The organism is Bradyrhizobium liaoningense, from assembly GCF_018130825.1.
GTDB lineage: Bacteria > Pseudomonadota > Alphaproteobacteria > Rhizobiales > Xanthobacteraceae > Bradyrhizobium > Bradyrhizobium liaoningense_B.
In genome coordinates this window covers 177196-194348 of record NZ_JAFCJS010000002.1, presented here as the reverse complement: position 1 = coordinate 194348, position 17153 = coordinate 177196, and the positions used below count along the sequence as shown (strand labels likewise).

Sequence of the window (17153 nt, the reverse complement as noted above, 5' to 3'; positions counted from 1 at the left end):
CACGATCCGTCTCATGGCGCGGTCGTGCCCACCTCACCGAGGCCTCCCGATGCCGATGGCGGCAGGACGAGGTGGCAAGCGGCGAAATCCTGCCGCTCACGCACCGTCAGGCTCGGTTGAAGACGGCCGCATTTGTTCATGGCCTGCGGGCAACGTGATCGGAAGCTGCAGCCGACAGGGATATCCAGCGGGCTCGGCGGCTCGCCCTCGAGCAGGCACTCCTCCGGCCGGTAGCGGCGCGGCTCCAGTGTCGGCATCGCGCTCAGCAGGGCCTTCGTATAGGGATGGCCGGGATCAAAGAAGAGACGCTCATTGTCGGCGAGCTCGAAGACCTCGCCGAGATACATCACGGCGACGCGATTGCAAGCCTTCCTGACCATCGCGAGATCGTGCGAGATGAAGATGTAGGTCAGGTCGTATTCCTTCTGGAGCTTCTCGAACAGGTCGAGCAGCTTGAACTGCTCCGCCTGATCCAGGGCTGACAGCGTTTCGTCCATGATCAGGATTTCCGGCTCGAGGACGAGCGCGCGGGCGACGTTGATGCGCTGCCGTTGTCCCGCGCTGAGGCCCAGCGGAAGCTCGCCGTAGAGTTCGGCCGGCAGGCCCACCTCCCCCATCACCTTCAGAACGCGCTCGCGAATTCTGGCGTCGTCGCGCCAGCCGTGCGTCCGCAGCGGTCCCTCCAGCATCCTTCCAACCGCCGTCCGCGGCGGCAGCGAACCGAAGGGATCCTGTAGCACCATCTGGAGCTTCCCGCGAAATTCGAGCAGCGACCGGCCCCTGAGCGCCGCGATATCCTTGCCTGCACAGAGGATCTGCCCCGAGCTCGGCAGTTCGAGCCTGCACAGAAGCCGCATCAGGGTCGATTTTCCACAGCCGGATTCACCGACGATGGCGAAGCTGTCGCCGCGGCGGATGTCGAAGGTGACGTTGCGGACGGCACGAACAAGATTAACCCCGCCAAACCCGGTCTTCTTCCTGACCTTGTAGCTCTGCGAGGCATCGCGCAGGCTGAGGACCACCTCCCGCTGGTCGTCATGGCGGGGCGCCGGGACGGCCTCGCCCCAGATTTTCGGCGTCTGCCGCACGAGCTCGCGCGTGTAGGGATACACCGGCCTTTCGACCAGATCTTCGGTAGACTGCTCCTCGACAATGCGCCCCTCGTCCATCACCAGGATCCGCGTACAGGCTTCGCGAGCCACTGGCAGCGACGATGAGACGAACAGAACGGCCGTGTCGAAGCTCGTCGTCAATTCCTTCATCAGCCGGATCACCTGGGCGGCGACCGTGACGTCCAGGGGCTGGGTGACGTTGTCGGCCACCAGGAGTGCCGGGTTGGTCACCAGCGCATCCACGATCAGCGCGCGCTGCATCATGCCGCCCGAGAATTGTGCGGGATAGTCGTGAAAGCGGTTGCGTGCCGAGGGAATACGCACGGCGTCCAACAGTTCGATCACACGGCTTTCGGCCGTCCGCCGCGACACCCCGGGCACGACCGCCCGCATCTTCTCCACGATCTGGGCGCCGACCGGCAGAGTGGGATCGAGTGCCCCCATCGGATTGGCGCCGACGTAGGAAATCCGCTGACGCAGAACGCGCATGTCCGCGCCGCTCATGGCATAGATGTCCTGCCCCTCGAACAGCACCTCGCCCGACCGCTTCGTCAGCGGCGGCTCGAGCCAGTTGACCACGGCCTTGGAGAGCACGGTCTTGCCGGAGCCACTGGCACCGACCACACCGACGATCTCGCGCGGCGCAAGGCTCAGCGAGACGCCGTCGAGGAGGACCTTCGCGGTCGCCGAGCGACCGGCGGCGATCGTGACGTTCGTGAGAGCGAGAAGCGGTCGCGTCATCCTTCCACTCCCCCGTGGATCGTGTTGCGCGCGCGCTCGAGGGAGGCGCCGATCAGATTGATGCTGGTCAGCGTCAATCCGAGGAAGAGGCCCGGCATGGTGGCGATCCACCAGGCGTTGAGCAGATATTTGCGTCCGTCGGCAATGATGTTGCCGAATGTCGGCGTCGGCGGCTGCGCACCGAGCCCGAGAAAGCCGAGCGTCGATTCGAAGATCATCATACGCGCCACATCCAGGACCGAGGTGAACAGCACCGGCGGCAGCAGCAGGGGAAGCAGCAGCGTCAGGATGATCCGGACATCGGTCGAACCGCCGATCTTCGCAGCGCGGACATATTCGCGCTGCCGCTCGGTCATCACGATGCTGCGCATGATGCGCGCATAGACCGGCCAGTTGGATACCCCGAGCACCAGGATGATAGCCGGAATGGTCGGCCGGGAGACGCCAAGAACGGAAATCGCGAGAATGATCATCGGGATCGAGAGCTGCGCGTCGGTCAGGCGCATGATGACGGCGTCCGTGCGCCCGCCGAAATACCCAGCAATCGTGCCCAGCGCGCATCCGATCGCCAGCATGACGATGACCGAGGCAACGCCGATGAGGAACGAATAGCGCAGGCCGACGAGCGAGCGTACCAGCATGTCACGACCGATCTGGTCGGTGCCGAGCGGATGAGCCCAGCTCCAATTGCCGCCAAGAAACAGCGGCGGCAGCAGGCGGGCCTTGACATCCATCTTGGTCGGGTCAAGGCCGCTCAGCTCCGGATAGCACGCGGCTGCGAGCGCAAGCACGACGAAGATTCCGAGGCCGACCCGAAACCCTGGCGTAGAGGCCGCCCGATCGAAGATTCGCCGGGCAATGGAGCGTTGGGCTTGCTTACGCAAGATCGGCGCAGCGGTGGCGGTAGCGACGGACATCAATATTCAAGCCCTAATATTCGAGCCTTGGATCCACGGCGGTGGCAACGAGGTCGACGACGATGTTGATCAGCACGAAGATGGCGCTGGTGACGATGGCGATCCCCTGGATCAGCGGAAAGTCGCGCTGGAGCACCGCATTGATGGTCAGCAGGCCGAGCCCCGGATAGTCGAAGATGTATTCGACGATGATCACCCCTCCGAGCAGGCTCGAGAACTGAATCCCGAGCAGATTGAGCAGCGGCACCGAGGCGTTGCGCAGCGCATGGTTGGCGATGATGCGTCCCCGGCTGAGACCGCGCACATGCCCGACAGCGACATAGGGCTCTGTCATCTGCGCCGACACAGAGCTGACCAGCGTCCGGATCAGAACCGGCGACAGCTCGACCGCGAGCACGATCGCCGGCAGGATCGTATAGGCAAACCCCTTGTATCCGATTGCGGGCAACCAGCCGAGCTTGACCGAGAACAGCAGCGCGAGAACAATTCCCAGCCAGAAATTGGGCAGCGATATGAAGATCGAGGAGATGTAGAATGCGAGCTTGTCCGGCCATCGGCCGACCGAAAGGCCACCGGCAATTCCCACCACGGCGGAGAAGAGCAGCGCGATCACGAGCGTCACCGCCGCGAGTTGAAGGGTCATGGGCAAGGCTTCCAGGATCAGGCTCAGGACCTTCGCCCGCTCGCCACGCGTGGTGTCGTTGAAGGTCGCGCCGCCCGTCGCGGCGCCGTTGGCGGGTCGCACGAAGGACTGGCCGAGATCGCCGCGCACGACGCCGCCCATGTACCGCCCGAACTGGACGACGATCGGATCCCGCAGGCCCATGTCGGCCGCAATCTTCTCGATCAGGGCTTCCGGTGCCATTCCGCCCGCCATCAGGCGCACGGGATCGCCCGGCACGATCCGGAGCAACGTGAAGATCAGCAGCGAGACCAGAAATATGATCAAGACGCCCTGAGCCAGACGACGCAGCAGGAAATTCAGGACGAACATCTTCCGAGCTCCGTAAGAAGCGTACCAAACCGCGCACCGCACGAGTGCGGCACGCGGCGGCCATCCATGATCATCAGGCGACGGGCTTGGAGGCGTCCATCGATCCATCCGGATAAATATAAAGACCTTCGAACTCCTTCTGCATCGCGTGAATCATCACTGAGGTGAAGAGCGAAAGCGCCGGCATCTTCGAGGCCAGCAAGGGCATCGTCTCGGTCTGGAGGATCTTCTTCCGCTCTTCGAGCGTGGGAGCGCTGCGCTCCTTGTCGAGACTTGCATCGATCGCCGGATCCTCGATGCCGCAGATGCGATGCGAGGAGGAGTGGAAATGCGTGCGCAGAATCAGATCGGGTTCGGGAGAGCCGGTCGACCATCCGCAATCCACCATGTGGCCGGGACCGCCGCCCGGACGATGATACAACCGCTCGTTCCAGGCAGCAGGCTCGAGCACGGTCAGGCTGACATTGAAACCCTGCTCGTTGAGCATCGCTGTGACGATCTCGCCGTACTCCTTGGTCTTGGGATAGAAGCCTACCGACGTGATGTATTCGAGCGGCGGCAACCCCTTGCCATTCGGGAAGCCGGCTTCGGCGAGCAGCGCCTGGCACTTCTTCGGATCGAACTTCGGGTAGTTTTCGAGGTCGATATAGCCGAACTTCACTGGAGAGACGAAATTCGAGGACGCATGGCCCGCCGAACCCAGCACCTCCAGAATGAGCTCGCGGTTGATCGCATGACACGCTGCAAGGCGGATACGCGGGTCGTTGAAGGGCGGCTTCGAGCAGCGGAACCAGAGATATTTGTTCTCGACGGACACCACGCGGTTGATGCGGATGTTGGCGTTGCCCTTGACCGTATCGACCTGCTCCGGCTCCAGCCGCTCGACGATCGAGGCCTGACCGTTCATCAGCGAGAGCATGCGGGTCGTGGAGTCGCCGGTGAAGGTGAAGTCGATGCCCGCGATCGCCGGCTTTCCCTTGAAATAGCCGTCGAAGGCTTTCATCACGGTATCGTTGCCGCGCTGCTCGACGAACTTGAACGGACCCGTGCCGTTAAGACGCTGCGAGAGCGGGCCGCCGGGCCCGGCTGCGATGTCCTTTGCCGACATAATCGGCAGGAAGGCCGCGAGGAACATGAAGAGGTGCGCGGGGTAGCCGCCCTTCGACGTATCGACGATGACGGTATAGTCATCAGGCGTCTCGATCTTCAGCGTTTCGCTGGGGCCGGGATACCATTGTGCCGGGCGGTCGGGCTTGGATCCGTATTCAAAGGTGGCCTTGACGTCCTCCGCCTTGAACGGCTTGCCATCGTGGAACACCACGCCCTCGCGCAGCTTGATCTGCAGGCGATTGGGATCGAGCAGCTTGATGTCGGTTGCGAGCTCATAGATGACCTCGCCCGGGTTCTCGAGCTTCATCGGCGTGCGGGTAAGAAAGCCCATCACGAAGCCTTCGATATTCTTCTGCGACAGGGTCGTATGGGCCGTCGGGTCCCAATTGCCGGTGATGTTCTCGGCCGACAGGAACGTCATGACCTTGCCGGCCTGCGCGTGCGCCACCGACAGGAAAAAGTCCGGATTGATCTGCATATAGCCCGCGGCGACCGCAGCTCCCGCCACCCCCTTCAAAAGCTGGCGGCGATCAAATTTCGGATACATCGATATTCCCCTTTTCTTGGTGCAACCGACCAATCGGTCAAAACGGTCATGCAGAAGGTGTGCCAAGAGGATTTCAGCGTGATCTTCGTCGCTCTTTTTGTGGTTTTTGACCGATCTTGAGGCAAAGTGCCTCTCTTATGGTCCGGGACTTGGGCAATATCGGTCTGCTGCGGACTCTCCACCCAGACCCGTGCGATCGCACGCACGCCGGGCCGCTATCGGTGTGTCGGAGCCGGCCCCACTCACGATGAGTGATTCAAGCTACACTGAGATCCGTGACGGATTGCAGATGATCGTCGCGCGAGCCCGTTGCAACGACGCTCCACCTAGCGCCCCGGTCAGTCAAACTGGACCGGTTCCGATCCGGGATAGGAATGAGCGACGAACTCGCAGAACGCACGAGCCGCCGGCGACAGCTCTGCGTTACTTTTCCAGGCGAGCCCGACATCCATGGTATGAACATCATCATCGACCGTCTTGAGATCGATGCGATGTCCCTCGAGCGACCAGGGGCGGTAAACCATATCCGAGAGAATGGTGATTCCCATGCCGGTCGCCACCATGCTGCGAACGGCTTCGACCGACAGGGTCCGGAAGATGACGTTCGGAACGCGTGCCGTGTGCTGCCAGTAGCGCATGGCGGAGCGCTCGGCCTCGTCGACGGTCAACATCAGATAGGGTTCGCTCGCCAGATCTTCCAGCCTGATACTATCCCTGCGGAGCAGCGGATGATTGGCGCATGTCCACAGGCGGCGCGGCGAGCGCAGCAACAGTCGCGAACGGATAGAGAGGCGGTCATGCAGGTTGGAGACAAGCATCACCGCCGCATCGACGCTGCCACTGATCAGGCTCTGCTCGATCGCATCGCGCTGAAACTCGTGCAGACGCACCGTGATCCCTGGGAAGGATCGCCAGAAGCGCGACAACAGTGGCGGCAGGAAATATCCGGCGATCGTATAGCTGACCGCCACGTCGACCGTTCCGTCGACCTGTGATCCCCAGCGATGCGGGCCCCGCATCGCGTCCGACACACTGGCCTCGATCGCCCGGGCGCGCTGCAAGAACTCCTGTCCGTCAAAGGTCAGCGTCACGCCGTTTGAGTGACGATCGAATAATTTGCGCCCGAGCTCGGCTTCGAGCGCCTTGATGGACGCCGTGACTGCCGACTGCGTCACGTTCAGAGCTGCCGCCGCAGCCGACACCCGCCCTGTCTCGGCCGTTGCAATAAAGTGCCGAACCTGACGGAACGTCAGAGACATCAAAATTTCCGATATCAGTGAACGATATTTCGAATTTTACAATCCCCCGGTGGAACGGAAAAATCAATCCATCGGTTTTTGGGTGAGAAGGCGCTGATAGATGTCCGATGGCTTGGAGTTGGTCGCTCGCAAAGTCAGCGTCCAATTCGAAGGCTTGAAAGCGCTGTTCGACGTGACCCTTGCCGTGCCGCGCGGGCGCATCACCGGCCTGATTGGTCCCAACGGCGCCGGCAAGACCACCCTTATTAATGTGCTCACGGGTTTCCAACCGGTCGGTGCAGGCACCTTGGAACTGGAGGGCGAGCCGATCAACGGCATTGCGGCGCACAAGCTCAGACAAACGGGTGTTGCACGCACATTCCAATCAGGTCGACTTTTCCGTGATCTCCCGGTCATCGACAACCTTGAGGTGACCGGCGTCGGCCTTGGCCAGACCCGCCGCGACGCGATCGCCGAAGCCGATCGCGTCATGGCCTGGCTCGGCATTTCTCATCTCGCCAACACCGTCGCGGGCGCCCTGCCCTACACGGACGAACGTCGCGTTGCGATCGGCCGCGCCATCATGTGCACGCCGCGCTACCTCCTGCTCGACGAGCCCGCAGCAGGAATGTCGGAGCACGAGAGCCACGATCTGGCCGCCATCATCCGGCGGATCGCCCGAGAGCTGAACGTCGGCGTGCTTCTGATCGAACACAATATCGGCCTCGTTCTCGAACTCTGCGAACGCATCTTCGTCCTCGATTCCGGACAGATCATCGAAGTCGGCCCTCCCGCGCAAATTCGCAGCAGCGACGAGGTGCGGCACGCCTATATGGGCACGCGGCGCGACGACTTGATTCCGCCGATTGCCGCCGAAGAGGCCGTTGCGTCATGACGCTGCTCGCGGTCAACGACATCACGGTCAGCTATGGGCGCCTGACGGCCCTGCGCGGCGTCACGCTCAATATCGATGAGGGCGAGGTCCTGTTCGTGACCGGCCCGAACGGCGCGGGCAAGTCGACCTTGCTCAACGCCATCGCCGGCGTCGTGCCGCCGGCATCGGGCTCCATCACCGTCGACGGCGCGAAGGTAACCGGCGCCTCGCCAGAGGATATCGCGCGACGCGGCTTTTCGCTGGTGCCCGAAGGGCGCAGCGTCTTCGGCGGTCTGACGATCGAGGAAAACCTGAAGGTCGGTACCGGCATGCGGACTGACCGCAGGAAGATTGCCGACGACCTCGACTCTGTCTACGAGGAATTCCCGATGCTGGCCGAGCGCCGCCATACTCCGGCAGGGATGCTCTCCGGCGGCCAGCAACAGATGCTCGTCATCGGTCGCGCCTTGATGGCCGCGCCCCGCATCATGGCGATCGACGAGCCCTCGCTCGGCCTTGCGCCGAAGATCATCGACCAAGTCTACGAGATCCTGGTACGGCTGCGCGCCCAGCGCAAGCTTACCCTGTTGATTGTCGAGCAGAGCTCGACGCGTGCCCTCATGACGGGCGGACGGATGGTTCTCATCCGGGGCGGCCGTATCGTACTCGAGGGTGCGGCCGCCGACATGGTCAAGGACGACCGGCTGAAGCAGGCCTATTTCGGCTTCGGAGACCATTGACAGATGACAGCGGTCCTCCAGGTCGTCTTCGACGCGCTGAGCCTCGGCAGCCTCTATGCTCTCGGCGCGCTCGGCATCGCGCTGATTTTCGGCGTGATGCGGCTCGTCAACTTCGCGCATGGAGACTTCATCGCCTTCTGCGTGTTCGCCATGCTGTGGCCGTCGACCGATGCGGCGGCGATCGTGTTTGCCGGCCAACTGCCGTCCTACCTGCTGATTCCGCTCCTGCTGCTGATCGGCGCTGCGCTGTCGGTTCTGTCCGAGCTCATCGTCTTCCGCCGCTTCCGCAACGCCAATCCGGCGACGATGATGATCGCGTCATTCGCGCTCGGCTTCGTCATCCGCCACCTCCTGCTGATGCTGTATTCGAGCCGGCCGAAATCGGTCACGCTGTGGCCGAGCCTCGGCCTGCCGGTCGAATTCCTGGGCGCCCACATCCCGATACTCCAGGTCGTGACCATCGTCATCACGCTGATCGTTCTTGCCGCGCTGGTGCTGTTCCTGAAGCGCACCCGCTATGGCCTGGAAATGCGTGCAGCAGCCGAAAATTTCACCATGGCGCGCATGCTCGGCGTCCGCGCCAACGGGGTGATACTGTTCGCCTTCGCCATCAGCGGCATGCTGGCAGCCGCGATCGGCCTGATCCTCGCCACCAATTCCGGCACCGCCGACATCGGCATGGGCGCCAACGTGATGCTGATCGCGTTCATCGCAACCGTGATCGGCGGCCTCGGTAGCATTCCCGGCGCCGTTGCCGCCGGCTTTCTGATCGGTGCGGCGAGCGTCGTGTTCCAGGCCACCTTGCCGCACGATGCGCGCGTGTTCCGCGACGCCTTCGTCTACGGCGCGGTCATCGTCGTCCTTCTGGTGCGGCCGCAGGGCCTGTTCGCGCCGAAATCCGCCAAGCAGAGAGTCTGATCGATGTCGCAGCGGCCCTCCGTCATCCGGCAAACGATCGTCACGCCGATCGTGCTGATCGCGGCACTGCTCGTCGCGGCTGCCCTCACCTATTATTTCGGCAGCCGGCCCTTCAACCGCACGATCGTCGAGATGTTCATCAACATCATGATCGTCGTCGGCCTCTACGTGTTCGTCGGCAATTCCGGCCTGCTGTCGTTCGGACACATCAGCTTCATGTGCCTCGGCGCCTACATGACCGCGTGGCTGACCATCCCGCCGGTGATGAAGTCGATCACGCTCAAGGGACTTCCCGGCTGGCTGCTGCATACGCAATTGCCGATGTGGATCGCGACACCGATCTCCGGACTCTTCGCGGCGCTGATCGCATTGATCGTCGGGCGCATCATCATGCGCCTGTCGGGCATTGCCGCCTCGATCGCGACCTTCGGTCTGCTCGGTGTCGTCAACAACATCTATTCGAACTGGGATTCCGTCACCGGTGGCCAAGGCTCGATCGTCGGCATCCCCCCTACTATGAACGTCTGGACCGGATGGATCGGCGCGGCGGTCGCCATCGCAATCGCCTATCTCTATGCGATCTCGCGCTCGGGGCTGGCGCTGCGTGCCACACGTGACGAAGCGATCGCGGCGAGCGCCTCCGGCATTGATATCGTTCGTGAACGCCTGATCGCCTTCGTCGTCAGCGCGTTCATCATCGGCCTTGCCGGTGCGCTCTACGCGCATTTCCTGAGCATCGTCAATCCGGGCGCATTCTATCTCCGAACGACCTTCATCACCCTGTCGATGCTGGTGGTCGGCGGCATGTATAGCCTCAGCGGCGCGGTCGTCGGCGTGGTCGCGATGTCGGTGCTGATCGAGCTGTTCCGCAACCTCGAGAAGGGCGTCGGCTTCGGCGGTCACATGATTGCGCTTCCGAACGGCGTCCAGGAAATAGCGATCGGCATCGTCACGATCGCCATCTTGATGTACCTGCCGACGGGATTGACGCGCAACCTGGAATTCCGCTGGCGCGGATGGCCCTTGCAGCGGCGCCTGGCGCGCCCCGCCCAGACGGCCCTCAAGGAACTGAACTGACGTCCTTTCGCACAAATTAGAGGAGTGGCTCATGCGTTTCAGATCAATACTCGGCGTTCTTGCCGGAGCATCCGCGCTCTGGTTCACCCCCGCCCAGGCGGCCAACGAAATCGTCGTCGGATTCGCGACGGCCGCATCCGGCTTCATGCAGGCCTACGACAAGCCGGCACAGGATGCGGCGCTGATCCGGATCGACGAGATCAACAAGGCCGGCGGCCTGCTTGGCAAGAAGATCAAGCCCGTCTTCGCCGACACCAAGACCGATCAGGCCGAGGGCGCCAAGGCCGGCCTCGCCGTGCTCGACCAGGGCGCCGACCTGGTCATCGTCTCCTGTGACTATGATTTCGGCGCGCCCGCGGCCCTCCAGGCACAGGCCGCCGGAAAGGTCTCCTTCTTCCTGTGCGCTGAGTCCATCAAGGCCGGCATTCCCGGCGTGGGCCCCTTCTCGTTCTCGGCGTCGGTGCTCGCGGCCGTGCAGGGCGCAACCATGGCGGAATGGGCCTACGAAAAGAAGAACGCACGTACCTTTTACCGTCTGCTCGATAGCTGGACCGTCTACAACAAGGGAATCTGCGACGGCTTCGACTGGATGCTGCCACGCCTGAAGGAAGCCAAGCTCGCCGGCAGCGACACCTTCAAGAACGATGACGCCTCGATCGCCTCGCAGATCACGCGCATCAAGAGCCTGCCGAAGGAGCCCGACGCAATCATGCTCTGCACGATGATGCCGGGCGCCGTCTCCGCCATCAAGCAGATCCGCGCCGCCGGCATCAAGTCGATGATCGTCAACGGATCCGGCGTCGACGGCAGCTATTGGCTGAACGCCGTGCCGGACCTGTCAAACTTCTATGTTCCCGTGCAGGGCTCCGTCTACGGCGACGATCCGAACCCGAAGGTCAACGAGTTCAACAAGAAGTATAAGGAAGTCACCGGCGGTGATCCGTCCAGCCAATATGTCTATCCGGGCTATGTCCTGATCGACGTCTGGGCCAAAGCGGTCGAACGCGCCAAGTCGACCGAGGCAGCGCCTGTGGTAGCCGAGCTCGAGAAGATGACCAGCGAACCGACGCTGTTCGGACCGCGCACGTTCACCAAGGACATTCACCACCAGAACCAGGGCCGTTACCTGATCGTCGATACGGAAGCCGGCAAGCCGCGCGTAATCGATCAGTGGACGATCTCGGAAAAGATCCCGCTGGATTATCTGGTGTCCAAGTAAGCCGACAACGCGCCTCCCGAGGGGCGAGCCCCCGGGAGGTTTCACCTCGGATCGACGCAAGCGCTGTTGGGAGGAAATTAGGAGATGGTCGTGATCAACTGCGACATGGGCGAGGCCTACGGCCTCTACAAGATGGGCGACGACAAGGCACTGATGCCTCACATCGACGTCGCGAACGTCGCGTGCGGCTTTCATGCCTCGGACTTCAACCACATGCGCAAGACCGTGCGGCTAGCCAAGGAGTTCGGCGTCAAGGTCGGCGCGCACCCCTCGCTGCCGGACTTGCAGGGGTTCGGTCGCAGGGAAATGAAGATCAGCCGTGAGGAGCTGGCCAATTGCCTGCTCTATCAGATCGGCGCACTCAAGGCGTTTCTGGATGCTGAGAACATGGCGCTGAATCACATCAAGCCGCATGGTGCGCTCTACGGGATGGCCTCACGCAACGAAGAGATCGCCGAGGCGGTGGCGGACGCTGCCGACGTCTATAAGGTGCCATTGCTCGGCATGAAGGGCACACTGCACCAGAAAGTCTACGAACGGCGTGGCCATACCTTCGTGGCCGAGTACTACGCCGATCTCGACTACAATGCCGACGGCAGCCTGATCATCACGCGCGAGCACGAGGCCAAGGATCCGACCGACGCGGCTTCCCGCTGCGCAAGAGCCGTCAATGAAGGCAAGACACGCTCCGTGGCAGGAAACGACATTGTGGTCGGCGCCGATTCAATCTGCATCCACTCCGATACCCCCAACGCCGTCGCCATCGCCGAGGCGGTTCGCGAGGCGGTCCGCCCCTATCTGACCGCGCCCTGAGCCGGCGCACCGAGAGCCCAAGCACGGACATCAGGAGGACACCATGACAACACAGCAAATCTTCTCGCCGCTTCCGGGCATCTTCTACCGCAAACCCGCGCCCGACAAACCCGACTACAAGAGCGACGGTGACGTCGTCGCCGATGGCGACACGATCGGCCTCATCGAGGTGATGAAGTCATTCAACGAGGTGAAGGCCGGCATTACCGGCAAGATCCTGCGGTTCCTGGCTGAGAACGAGGAAGCCGTGATGGCCGGCCAGCCCATCGCCGAAATCGACGTCTGAGACCGCCCGTTCCCTTCATGGCCATCAAGAAGCTGCTCATAGCCAATCGCGGCGAAATCGCCGTGCGTATCAATCGCGCGGCGCGCGAGCTCGGCATTGCGACCGTTCAGGTCTACAGCAAGGCCGACAAAGACTCGCTCGCGGTCAGGCTCGCTGACGAGTCGATCGAAATCGGTCCGCCACAGGCATCCAAGTCCTATCTCAACCAGGCGACCATCCTCGCCGCGGCCAAGACCACCGGGGCCGATGCTGTCCATCCCGGCTATGGCTTTCTGGCGGAAAATGCCGAATTCGCGGCCACCGTCGAGGCGGCGCATCTGACTTTCGTCGGCCCGACCGCACAATCGATCCGGCTCATGGGCGACAAGGTCGCGGCACGTGAGGCCGCTGCTGCAGCCGGGGTGCCAACCGTTCCCGGCAGTCGGGGGCGCCTCGAGTCGGCAGAAGCCGCCTTCGCATTGGTGGAGACCACCGGCTTTCCCGTCATGATCAAGGCGGCCGCCGGTGGCGGCGGGCGCGGTATACGCATTGCGCGGTCGGCGGACGAGTTCAATCATCTGATGCCGCAGGCGCAGGCCGAAGCGCTCGCGGCCTTCGGTGACGGCGGACTCTATGTCGAGAAACTCATCGAAGGCGCGCGGCACATCGAGGTGCAGGTGCTTGGCGACGGATACGACGTCATCCATTGCTTCGAGCGCGAATGTTCGTTGCAGCGCCGCCGCCAGAAGGTCTGGGAAGAGGCTCCCTCACCGTCGCTGGCGCCGGCCATCCGTGAAAAGCTCTGCGCGTCTGCGGTCGCGCTGGCCAGGGCGGTCAATTATCGCGGCGCCGGGACGCTCGAGTATCTCTATGACGACAGGACCCACGAGTTCTATTTTCTGGAGATGAATACCCGCATCCAGGTCGAGCATCCCGTGACCGAAATGGTGACGGGCATCGATCTCGTTCGCGAGATGATCCGGATTGCGGGCGGCGAGCCCCTGCGCATCCGCCAGGACGACCTGCGCGTAACCGGGCATTCGATCGAGGTTCGCATCAATGCCGAGGATCCCGCCAGGAATTTCATGCCCAACCCGGGCACGGTGAGCGCGCTCAGCATCCCTGGCGGCGACGGCGTGCGCTTCGATAGCATGCTCTATCAGGGCTACACCGTGCCTCCATTCTACGACAGCCTGCTGGGCAAACTGATCGTGCACGACAAGGATCGGCCGAGCGCAATACGAAAGCTCTCGCGTGCGCTCGCCGAGCTCAGCGTCGAAGGCCTCGCCACGACGAAACCGCTGCATCAGGCGCTCGCCGGCAACGCCGACGTGCAGGCCGGACGATTCCATACCGCCTGGCTCGAACCGTGGCTGGAGCTCCATGCGTCGACCCTCGCCACGGACCAGGCGTCACCGGCCGCAAGAGCTACCCTATGAACGCGAGAAAATCCGCCCCGCCCACAACAGGAGGCTGCTAGCCATGCAAACTCGATTTTCCTTCGGCGGCGATGAGCATATCTTCGCCGAGGTCGGCGAGGCAATGTCGCTCGAGGCCTTCTTCAAGAGCCTCTTCATCACCAACGCAGTGCGCGACGCCAGGATCAAGGGCGTGACCGAGATCTGCCCGGCGAACGCGTCCTATCAGGTCAAGTTCGATCCCGATCAGATCAAGCCCGATGATCTCCTCGCGGAATTGAAACGGCTGGACACCGCGTCCGAAAAGTCCGAGCCGGTGATCAAGACGCGAATTATCGAAATCCCCGTGCTCTACAACGATCCCTGGACGCATGAGACCCTGATGCGCTTCCGGGAACGCCATCAGAATCCGAACGGCACCGATCTCGAATACGCCGCGCAGATCAATGGCCTCGACGGCGTCGACGCCTTCATCAAGGCGCACTCCAGCGCCCCCTGGTTCGTCTCCATGGTCGGCTTCGTGGCCGGCCTGCCCTTCCTCTACCAGATGGTCGAACGCCAGCGGCAGATCCAGGCGCCGAAATACCTGCGCCCGCGCACCGATACGCCAAAGCTCACCATCGGTCATGGAGGATGCTTCTCCTGCATCTACTCGGTGCGCGGAGCGGGCGGCTACCAGATGTTCGGCATCACGCCGATGCCGATCTACGACCCCAACCAGAAGATCAGCTATTTGCGCGACTTCATGTGTCTGTTCCGGCCAGGCGACATCGTCAAATGGAAGCCGATCGACCGAACGGCCTATGACGCGGCGGTCGCCGATGTCGACGCCGGACGCTTCGCGCCCGTCATCCGCGACGTCTCGTTCTCGCTGACCGAGTTCAACCGCGACATTGATGCCTACAACCGTAAGCTCGATGGAGTTCTCCATGGCCATTAAGGTTTTGAAGCCGGGTCTTGCGACCACCGTCCAGGACCTCGGGCGTCCAGGCTACTATCACATCGGCATCCCCCTCTCTGGCGGCATGGACCGTCACGCGCTCGTCGCCGCCAATCTCCTTGTTGGCAACGAGGAAGGTGCGGCCGTCCTCGAAGCGGTCTTCATGGGACCGGAGCTCGAATTCACCGAAGATGCGACCGTCGCGATCACCGGCGCCCAACTGCCGCCGAAGCTCGATGGCAAACCGCGCGAAACCTGGACGAGTTTCAAGGTCAAACGCGGCCAGGTCCTCTCCTTCGATTTCCTCAAACAGGGCGCGCGCGGCTATATCGCGGTGGCCGGCGGCATCGACGTGCCGGTCGTCCTCGGCTCGCGCTCGACTTACGCGCTCGGCGCGCTCGGTGGATTCAAGGGGCGCAAGCTCGAGGCCGGCGACGAGCTGCCGGTTGGCAAGGCTGCGGCCTCCGTCAAGGACGGACGCGTGGTCGCGAGTGAGCTGCGCGGCCAGCCAACGGCGATGCCGACAGAGCTGCGCGTCATGCCGGGCCTCTACTGGCACCGCATTACGGAGGCGGCCGGCGACGACTTCTTCGCTGACACGTGGAAGGTCGCACCGGAGGCGGATCGCATCGGCTACCGCTTCAAGGGCGGTAAGGCGCTTCAATTCGTGCCGCGCGAGCCGCCATTCGGCGCCGGCTCCGATCCGTCCAACATCACCGACGCCTGCTATCCCTACGGTTCGATCCAGGTTCCCGGCGGCACCGAGCCCATCGTGCTGCATCGCGACGCGGTCTCGGGCGGCGGCTACTTCATGGTCGGTACGGTCATCTCCGCGGACATGGATCTCATCGGCCAGCTCCAGCCCAATACGCCGGTGCGGTTCGTCAAGGTTGGGATGGATCAGGCCCTGGCAGCACGTAAGAGCCGTGCGGAGTTGCTTGGCAGGCTGCGCAACGCGCTGACGTAACCCGCGCAGATTGCACGACATTTGCCGCACCTCGGCCGACTATGGCCGAGGTGCCCGCGGATGGCGCGATCCTCAAACCTGCGGCTGTCCGTGATCAACCCCTAAATCTAACGTGGCGCGACCGTCATCTTTCCGACCTCGGCACGAGAGTTGCAGCGGATGTCACTGGGCTGAGGAGCAACGCTCAACTGCGCACGACTTGTGCAAACATCGGATCAACCGCGATGTCAGTTTCACTGAAACAGATTCGCTATTTCGTCGCCGCGGCCGAAACCGGCCGCATCAGCCAGGCGGCCATGGAGCTCAACGTCTCGCAATCCGCGGTCACGGCGGCGATTCAGCAACTCGAAGCGACCATCTGCACGCGCCTCCTCGAGCGCGCGCCCAACGGCGTCACCGTGACCATGGAAGGCAGCCGCTTCCTGTCCCAGGGCCGGCAGATACTGGCAGCCGTGGCCGAGGCGGTCCGCAGCACGCACATGTCCGCGGGCCCGCTCTTTGGGACCGTCCGTATCGGTGTCACCTACACCGTGTCCGGCTATTTCCTGCCTCGCCACCAGATGCGTTTTCAGGCGAGCTTCCCGGGCATCACGGTCGAGCTGTTCGAGGCCCCGCGCGACGTCCTCGAACGTGCGCTTGTCGATGGCGCTCTCGATCTCGCGGTCATGCTGGTCTCGAACCTGCGCGACAACGCGATGCTCGGTAGCGAAACGTTGTTGCGCTCGCCCCGCCGCCTGTGGCTCGCTCCCGATCATCCGCTCACCCGCGCCGAGCACGTCCGCCTCGCCGAAGTCGCGACCTATCCCTACGTCATGCTCACCGTGGACGAAGCCAAGCACACCTCCATGCGCTATTGGAACAACGCTTTACTCGAGCCAAAGACCATCTTCCGCACGTCTTCGGTCGAGGCCGTGCGCTCCATGGTCGCCGGCGGAATGGGCATCGCAATCCTCTCGGACCTGATCTACCGGCCCTGGTCGCTGGAAGGCCAGCGGATCGAGACCCGGGTGATCGAGGACGAGATACCGACCATGGACATCGGTCTCGCCTGGCGCCGCGACATCAAGCTGTCGGAAGCCGCAAAGGCATTCCGGGATTTCATGCGCTTTGCGGTAGCGGGCGTGGGTCCCGGCCGACCGCCAATCAGCGTCGACCACCGGCATCACGCCGAGGAGAGGATCGAAATCTGAAATATCTGATTCCGCCTTATTCGACTTGACGTCATCCGGCCGCCCTCGCCACACTCACCAAGGGCCTGGCCGC

General features: G+C 63.0%; 16 protein-coding genes. 11 read left to right on the top strand and 5 right to left on the bottom strand.

Going from position 1 to position 17153, the window contains the following annotated elements; genetic code table 11:
• Window positions 1–11 precede the first annotated feature (11 nt).
• The 5 genes from JQ603_RS09465 to JQ603_RS09445 all read right to left on the bottom strand — a co-directional run bounded on the left by JQ603_RS09465 (window position 12) and on the right by JQ603_RS09445 (window position 6680).
• On the bottom strand, window positions 12–1853 hold the full coding sequence (locus JQ603_RS09465; protein WP_212338642.1) for an ABC transporter ATP-binding protein: 1842 nt from the start codon (window positions 1851–1853) through the stop codon (window positions 12–14).
• Window positions 1850–2770 (bottom strand): ABC transporter permease, encoded by a 921-nt coding sequence (locus JQ603_RS09460; RefSeq protein WP_212338640.1) that lies wholly within the window; start codon window positions 2768–2770, stop codon window positions 1850–1852. Before JQ603_RS09460 ends, JQ603_RS09465 begins: the two co-directional genes overlap by 4 nt.
• A gap of 13 nt (window positions 2771–2783) precedes the next feature.
• On the bottom strand, window positions 2784–3764 hold the full coding sequence (locus JQ603_RS09455; protein ID WP_212338639.1) for an ABC transporter permease: 981 nt from the start codon (window positions 3762–3764) through the stop codon (window positions 2784–2786).
• Between the two features lie 73 nt (window positions 3765–3837).
• Window positions 3838–5421 (bottom strand): ABC transporter substrate-binding protein, encoded by a 1584-nt coding sequence (locus tag JQ603_RS09450; RefSeq protein ID WP_212338637.1) that lies wholly within the window; start codon window positions 5419–5421, stop codon window positions 3838–3840.
• 338 nt (window positions 5422–5759) lie between these two features.
• A complete protein-coding gene (locus JQ603_RS09445) occupies window positions 5760–6680 on the bottom strand; it encodes a LysR substrate-binding domain-containing protein (RefSeq protein ID WP_212338635.1) in 921 nt (306 codons plus the stop codon).
• Window positions 6681–6780: 100 nt separating this feature from the next.
• Here JQ603_RS09445 and JQ603_RS09440 point away from each other — a divergent pair, with 100 nt between their 5' ends.
• From JQ603_RS09440 to JQ603_RS09390, 11 genes are all read left to right on the top strand, one after another.
• Window positions 6781–7554 carry an ABC transporter ATP-binding protein gene (locus tag JQ603_RS09440; RefSeq protein ID WP_212338633.1) on the top strand — a complete coding sequence of 258 codons (774 nt, stop codon included), beginning with the start codon at window positions 6781–6783 and terminating at the stop codon, window positions 7552–7554.
• Window positions 7551–8273 (top strand): ABC transporter ATP-binding protein, encoded by a 723-nt coding sequence (locus JQ603_RS09435; protein WP_212338630.1) that lies wholly within the window; start codon window positions 7551–7553, stop codon window positions 8271–8273. The genes JQ603_RS09440 and JQ603_RS09435 overlap by 4 nt, the downstream gene beginning before the upstream one ends.
• Window positions 8274–8276: 3 nt before the next feature.
• Window positions 8277–9191: a branched-chain amino acid ABC transporter permease gene (locus tag JQ603_RS09430; RefSeq protein WP_212338627.1), complete on the top strand. Its 915-nt coding sequence runs from the start codon at window positions 8277–8279 to the stop codon at window positions 9189–9191.
• 3 nt (window positions 9192–9194) lie between these two features.
• Window positions 9195–10268 (top strand): branched-chain amino acid ABC transporter permease, encoded by a 1074-nt coding sequence (locus tag JQ603_RS09425; RefSeq protein ID WP_212338624.1) that lies wholly within the window; start codon window positions 9195–9197, stop codon window positions 10266–10268.
• Window positions 10269–10299: 31 nt separating this feature from the next.
• Window positions 10300–11487, top strand: coding sequence for an ABC transporter substrate-binding protein (locus JQ603_RS09420; protein ID WP_212338621.1), 1188 nt, complete (start codon window positions 10300–10302; stop codon window positions 11485–11487).
• A gap of 84 nt (window positions 11488–11571) precedes the next feature.
• The gene (gene pxpA / locus JQ603_RS09415; protein WP_212338620.1) at window positions 11572–12300 is read left to right on the top strand and encodes a 5-oxoprolinase subunit PxpA; all 729 of its coding nucleotides are present in this window, start codon (window positions 11572–11574) and stop codon (window positions 12298–12300) included.
• A gap of 43 nt (window positions 12301–12343) precedes the next feature.
• Complete coding sequence (locus tag JQ603_RS09410) at window positions 12344–12586, top strand: acetyl-CoA carboxylase (protein WP_212338619.1); 243 nt, start codon at window positions 12344–12346, stop codon at window positions 12584–12586.
• A 17-nt stretch (window positions 12587–12603) separates the two neighbouring features.
• Window positions 12604–14004, top strand: coding sequence for an acetyl-CoA carboxylase biotin carboxylase subunit (locus tag JQ603_RS09405; RefSeq protein ID WP_212338618.1), 1401 nt, complete (start codon window positions 12604–12606; stop codon window positions 14002–14004).
• A 43-nt stretch (window positions 14005–14047) separates the two neighbouring features.
• Window positions 14048–14923 carry a 5-oxoprolinase subunit B family protein gene (locus JQ603_RS09400; RefSeq protein ID WP_212338617.1) on the top strand — a complete coding sequence of 292 codons (876 nt, stop codon included), beginning with the start codon at window positions 14048–14050 and terminating at the stop codon, window positions 14921–14923.
• Window positions 14913–15890 carry a biotin-dependent carboxyltransferase family protein gene (locus tag JQ603_RS09395; protein WP_212338615.1) on the top strand — a complete coding sequence of 326 codons (978 nt, stop codon included), beginning with the start codon at window positions 14913–14915 and terminating at the stop codon, window positions 15888–15890. The genes JQ603_RS09400 and JQ603_RS09395 overlap by 11 nt, the downstream gene beginning before the upstream one ends.
• A 224-nt stretch (window positions 15891–16114) precedes the next feature.
• The gene (locus JQ603_RS09390; protein ID WP_212339961.1) at window positions 16115–17080 is read left to right on the top strand and encodes a LysR family transcriptional regulator; all 966 of its coding nucleotides are present in this window, start codon (window positions 16115–16117) and stop codon (window positions 17078–17080) included.
• Window positions 17081–17153 lie beyond the last annotated feature (73 nt).

Excerpts from the sequence above, each read along its gene's own strand:
- JQ603_RS09465 (WP_212338642.1), bottom strand. The coding sequence starts at position 1,853 with ATGACGCGACCGCTTCTCGCTCTCACGAACGTCACGATCGCCGCCGGT.
- JQ603_RS09460 (WP_212338640.1), bottom strand. The coding sequence starts at position 2,770 with ATGTCCGTCGCTACCGCCACCGCTGCGCCGATCTTGCGTAAGCAAGCC.
- JQ603_RS09455 (WP_212338639.1), bottom strand. The coding sequence starts at position 3,764 with ATGTTCGTCCTGAATTTCCTGCTGCGTCGTCTGGCTCAGGGCGTCTTG.
- JQ603_RS09450 (WP_212338637.1), bottom strand. The coding sequence starts at position 5,421 with ATGTATCCGAAATTTGATCGCCGCCAGCTTTTGAAGGGGGTGGCGGGA.
- JQ603_RS09445 (WP_212338635.1), bottom strand. The coding sequence starts at position 6,680 with ATGTCTCTGACGTTCCGTCAGGTTCGGCACTTTATTGCAACGGCCGAG.
- JQ603_RS09440 (WP_212338633.1), top strand. The coding sequence starts at position 6,781 with ATGTCCGATGGCTTGGAGTTGGTCGCTCGCAAAGTCAGCGTCCAATTC.
- JQ603_RS09435 (WP_212338630.1), top strand. The coding sequence starts at position 7,551 with ATGACGCTGCTCGCGGTCAACGACATCACGGTCAGCTATGGGCGCCTG.
- JQ603_RS09430 (WP_212338627.1), top strand. The coding sequence starts at position 8,277 with ATGACAGCGGTCCTCCAGGTCGTCTTCGACGCGCTGAGCCTCGGCAGC.
- JQ603_RS09425 (WP_212338624.1), top strand. The coding sequence starts at position 9,195 with ATGTCGCAGCGGCCCTCCGTCATCCGGCAAACGATCGTCACGCCGATC.
- JQ603_RS09420 (WP_212338621.1), top strand. The coding sequence starts at position 10,300 with ATGCGTTTCAGATCAATACTCGGCGTTCTTGCCGGAGCATCCGCGCTC.
- pxpA (WP_212338620.1), top strand. The coding sequence starts at position 11,572 with ATGGTCGTGATCAACTGCGACATGGGCGAGGCCTACGGCCTCTACAAG.
- JQ603_RS09410 (WP_212338619.1), top strand. The coding sequence starts at position 12,344 with ATGACAACACAGCAAATCTTCTCGCCGCTTCCGGGCATCTTCTACCGC.
- JQ603_RS09405 (WP_212338618.1), top strand. The coding sequence starts at position 12,604 with ATGGCCATCAAGAAGCTGCTCATAGCCAATCGCGGCGAAATCGCCGTG.
- JQ603_RS09400 (WP_212338617.1), top strand. The coding sequence starts at position 14,048 with ATGCAAACTCGATTTTCCTTCGGCGGCGATGAGCATATCTTCGCCGAG.
- JQ603_RS09395 (WP_212338615.1), top strand. The coding sequence starts at position 14,913 with ATGGCCATTAAGGTTTTGAAGCCGGGTCTTGCGACCACCGTCCAGGAC.
- JQ603_RS09390 (WP_212339961.1), top strand. The coding sequence starts at position 16,115 with ATGTCAGTTTCACTGAAACAGATTCGCTATTTCGTCGCCGCGGCCGAA.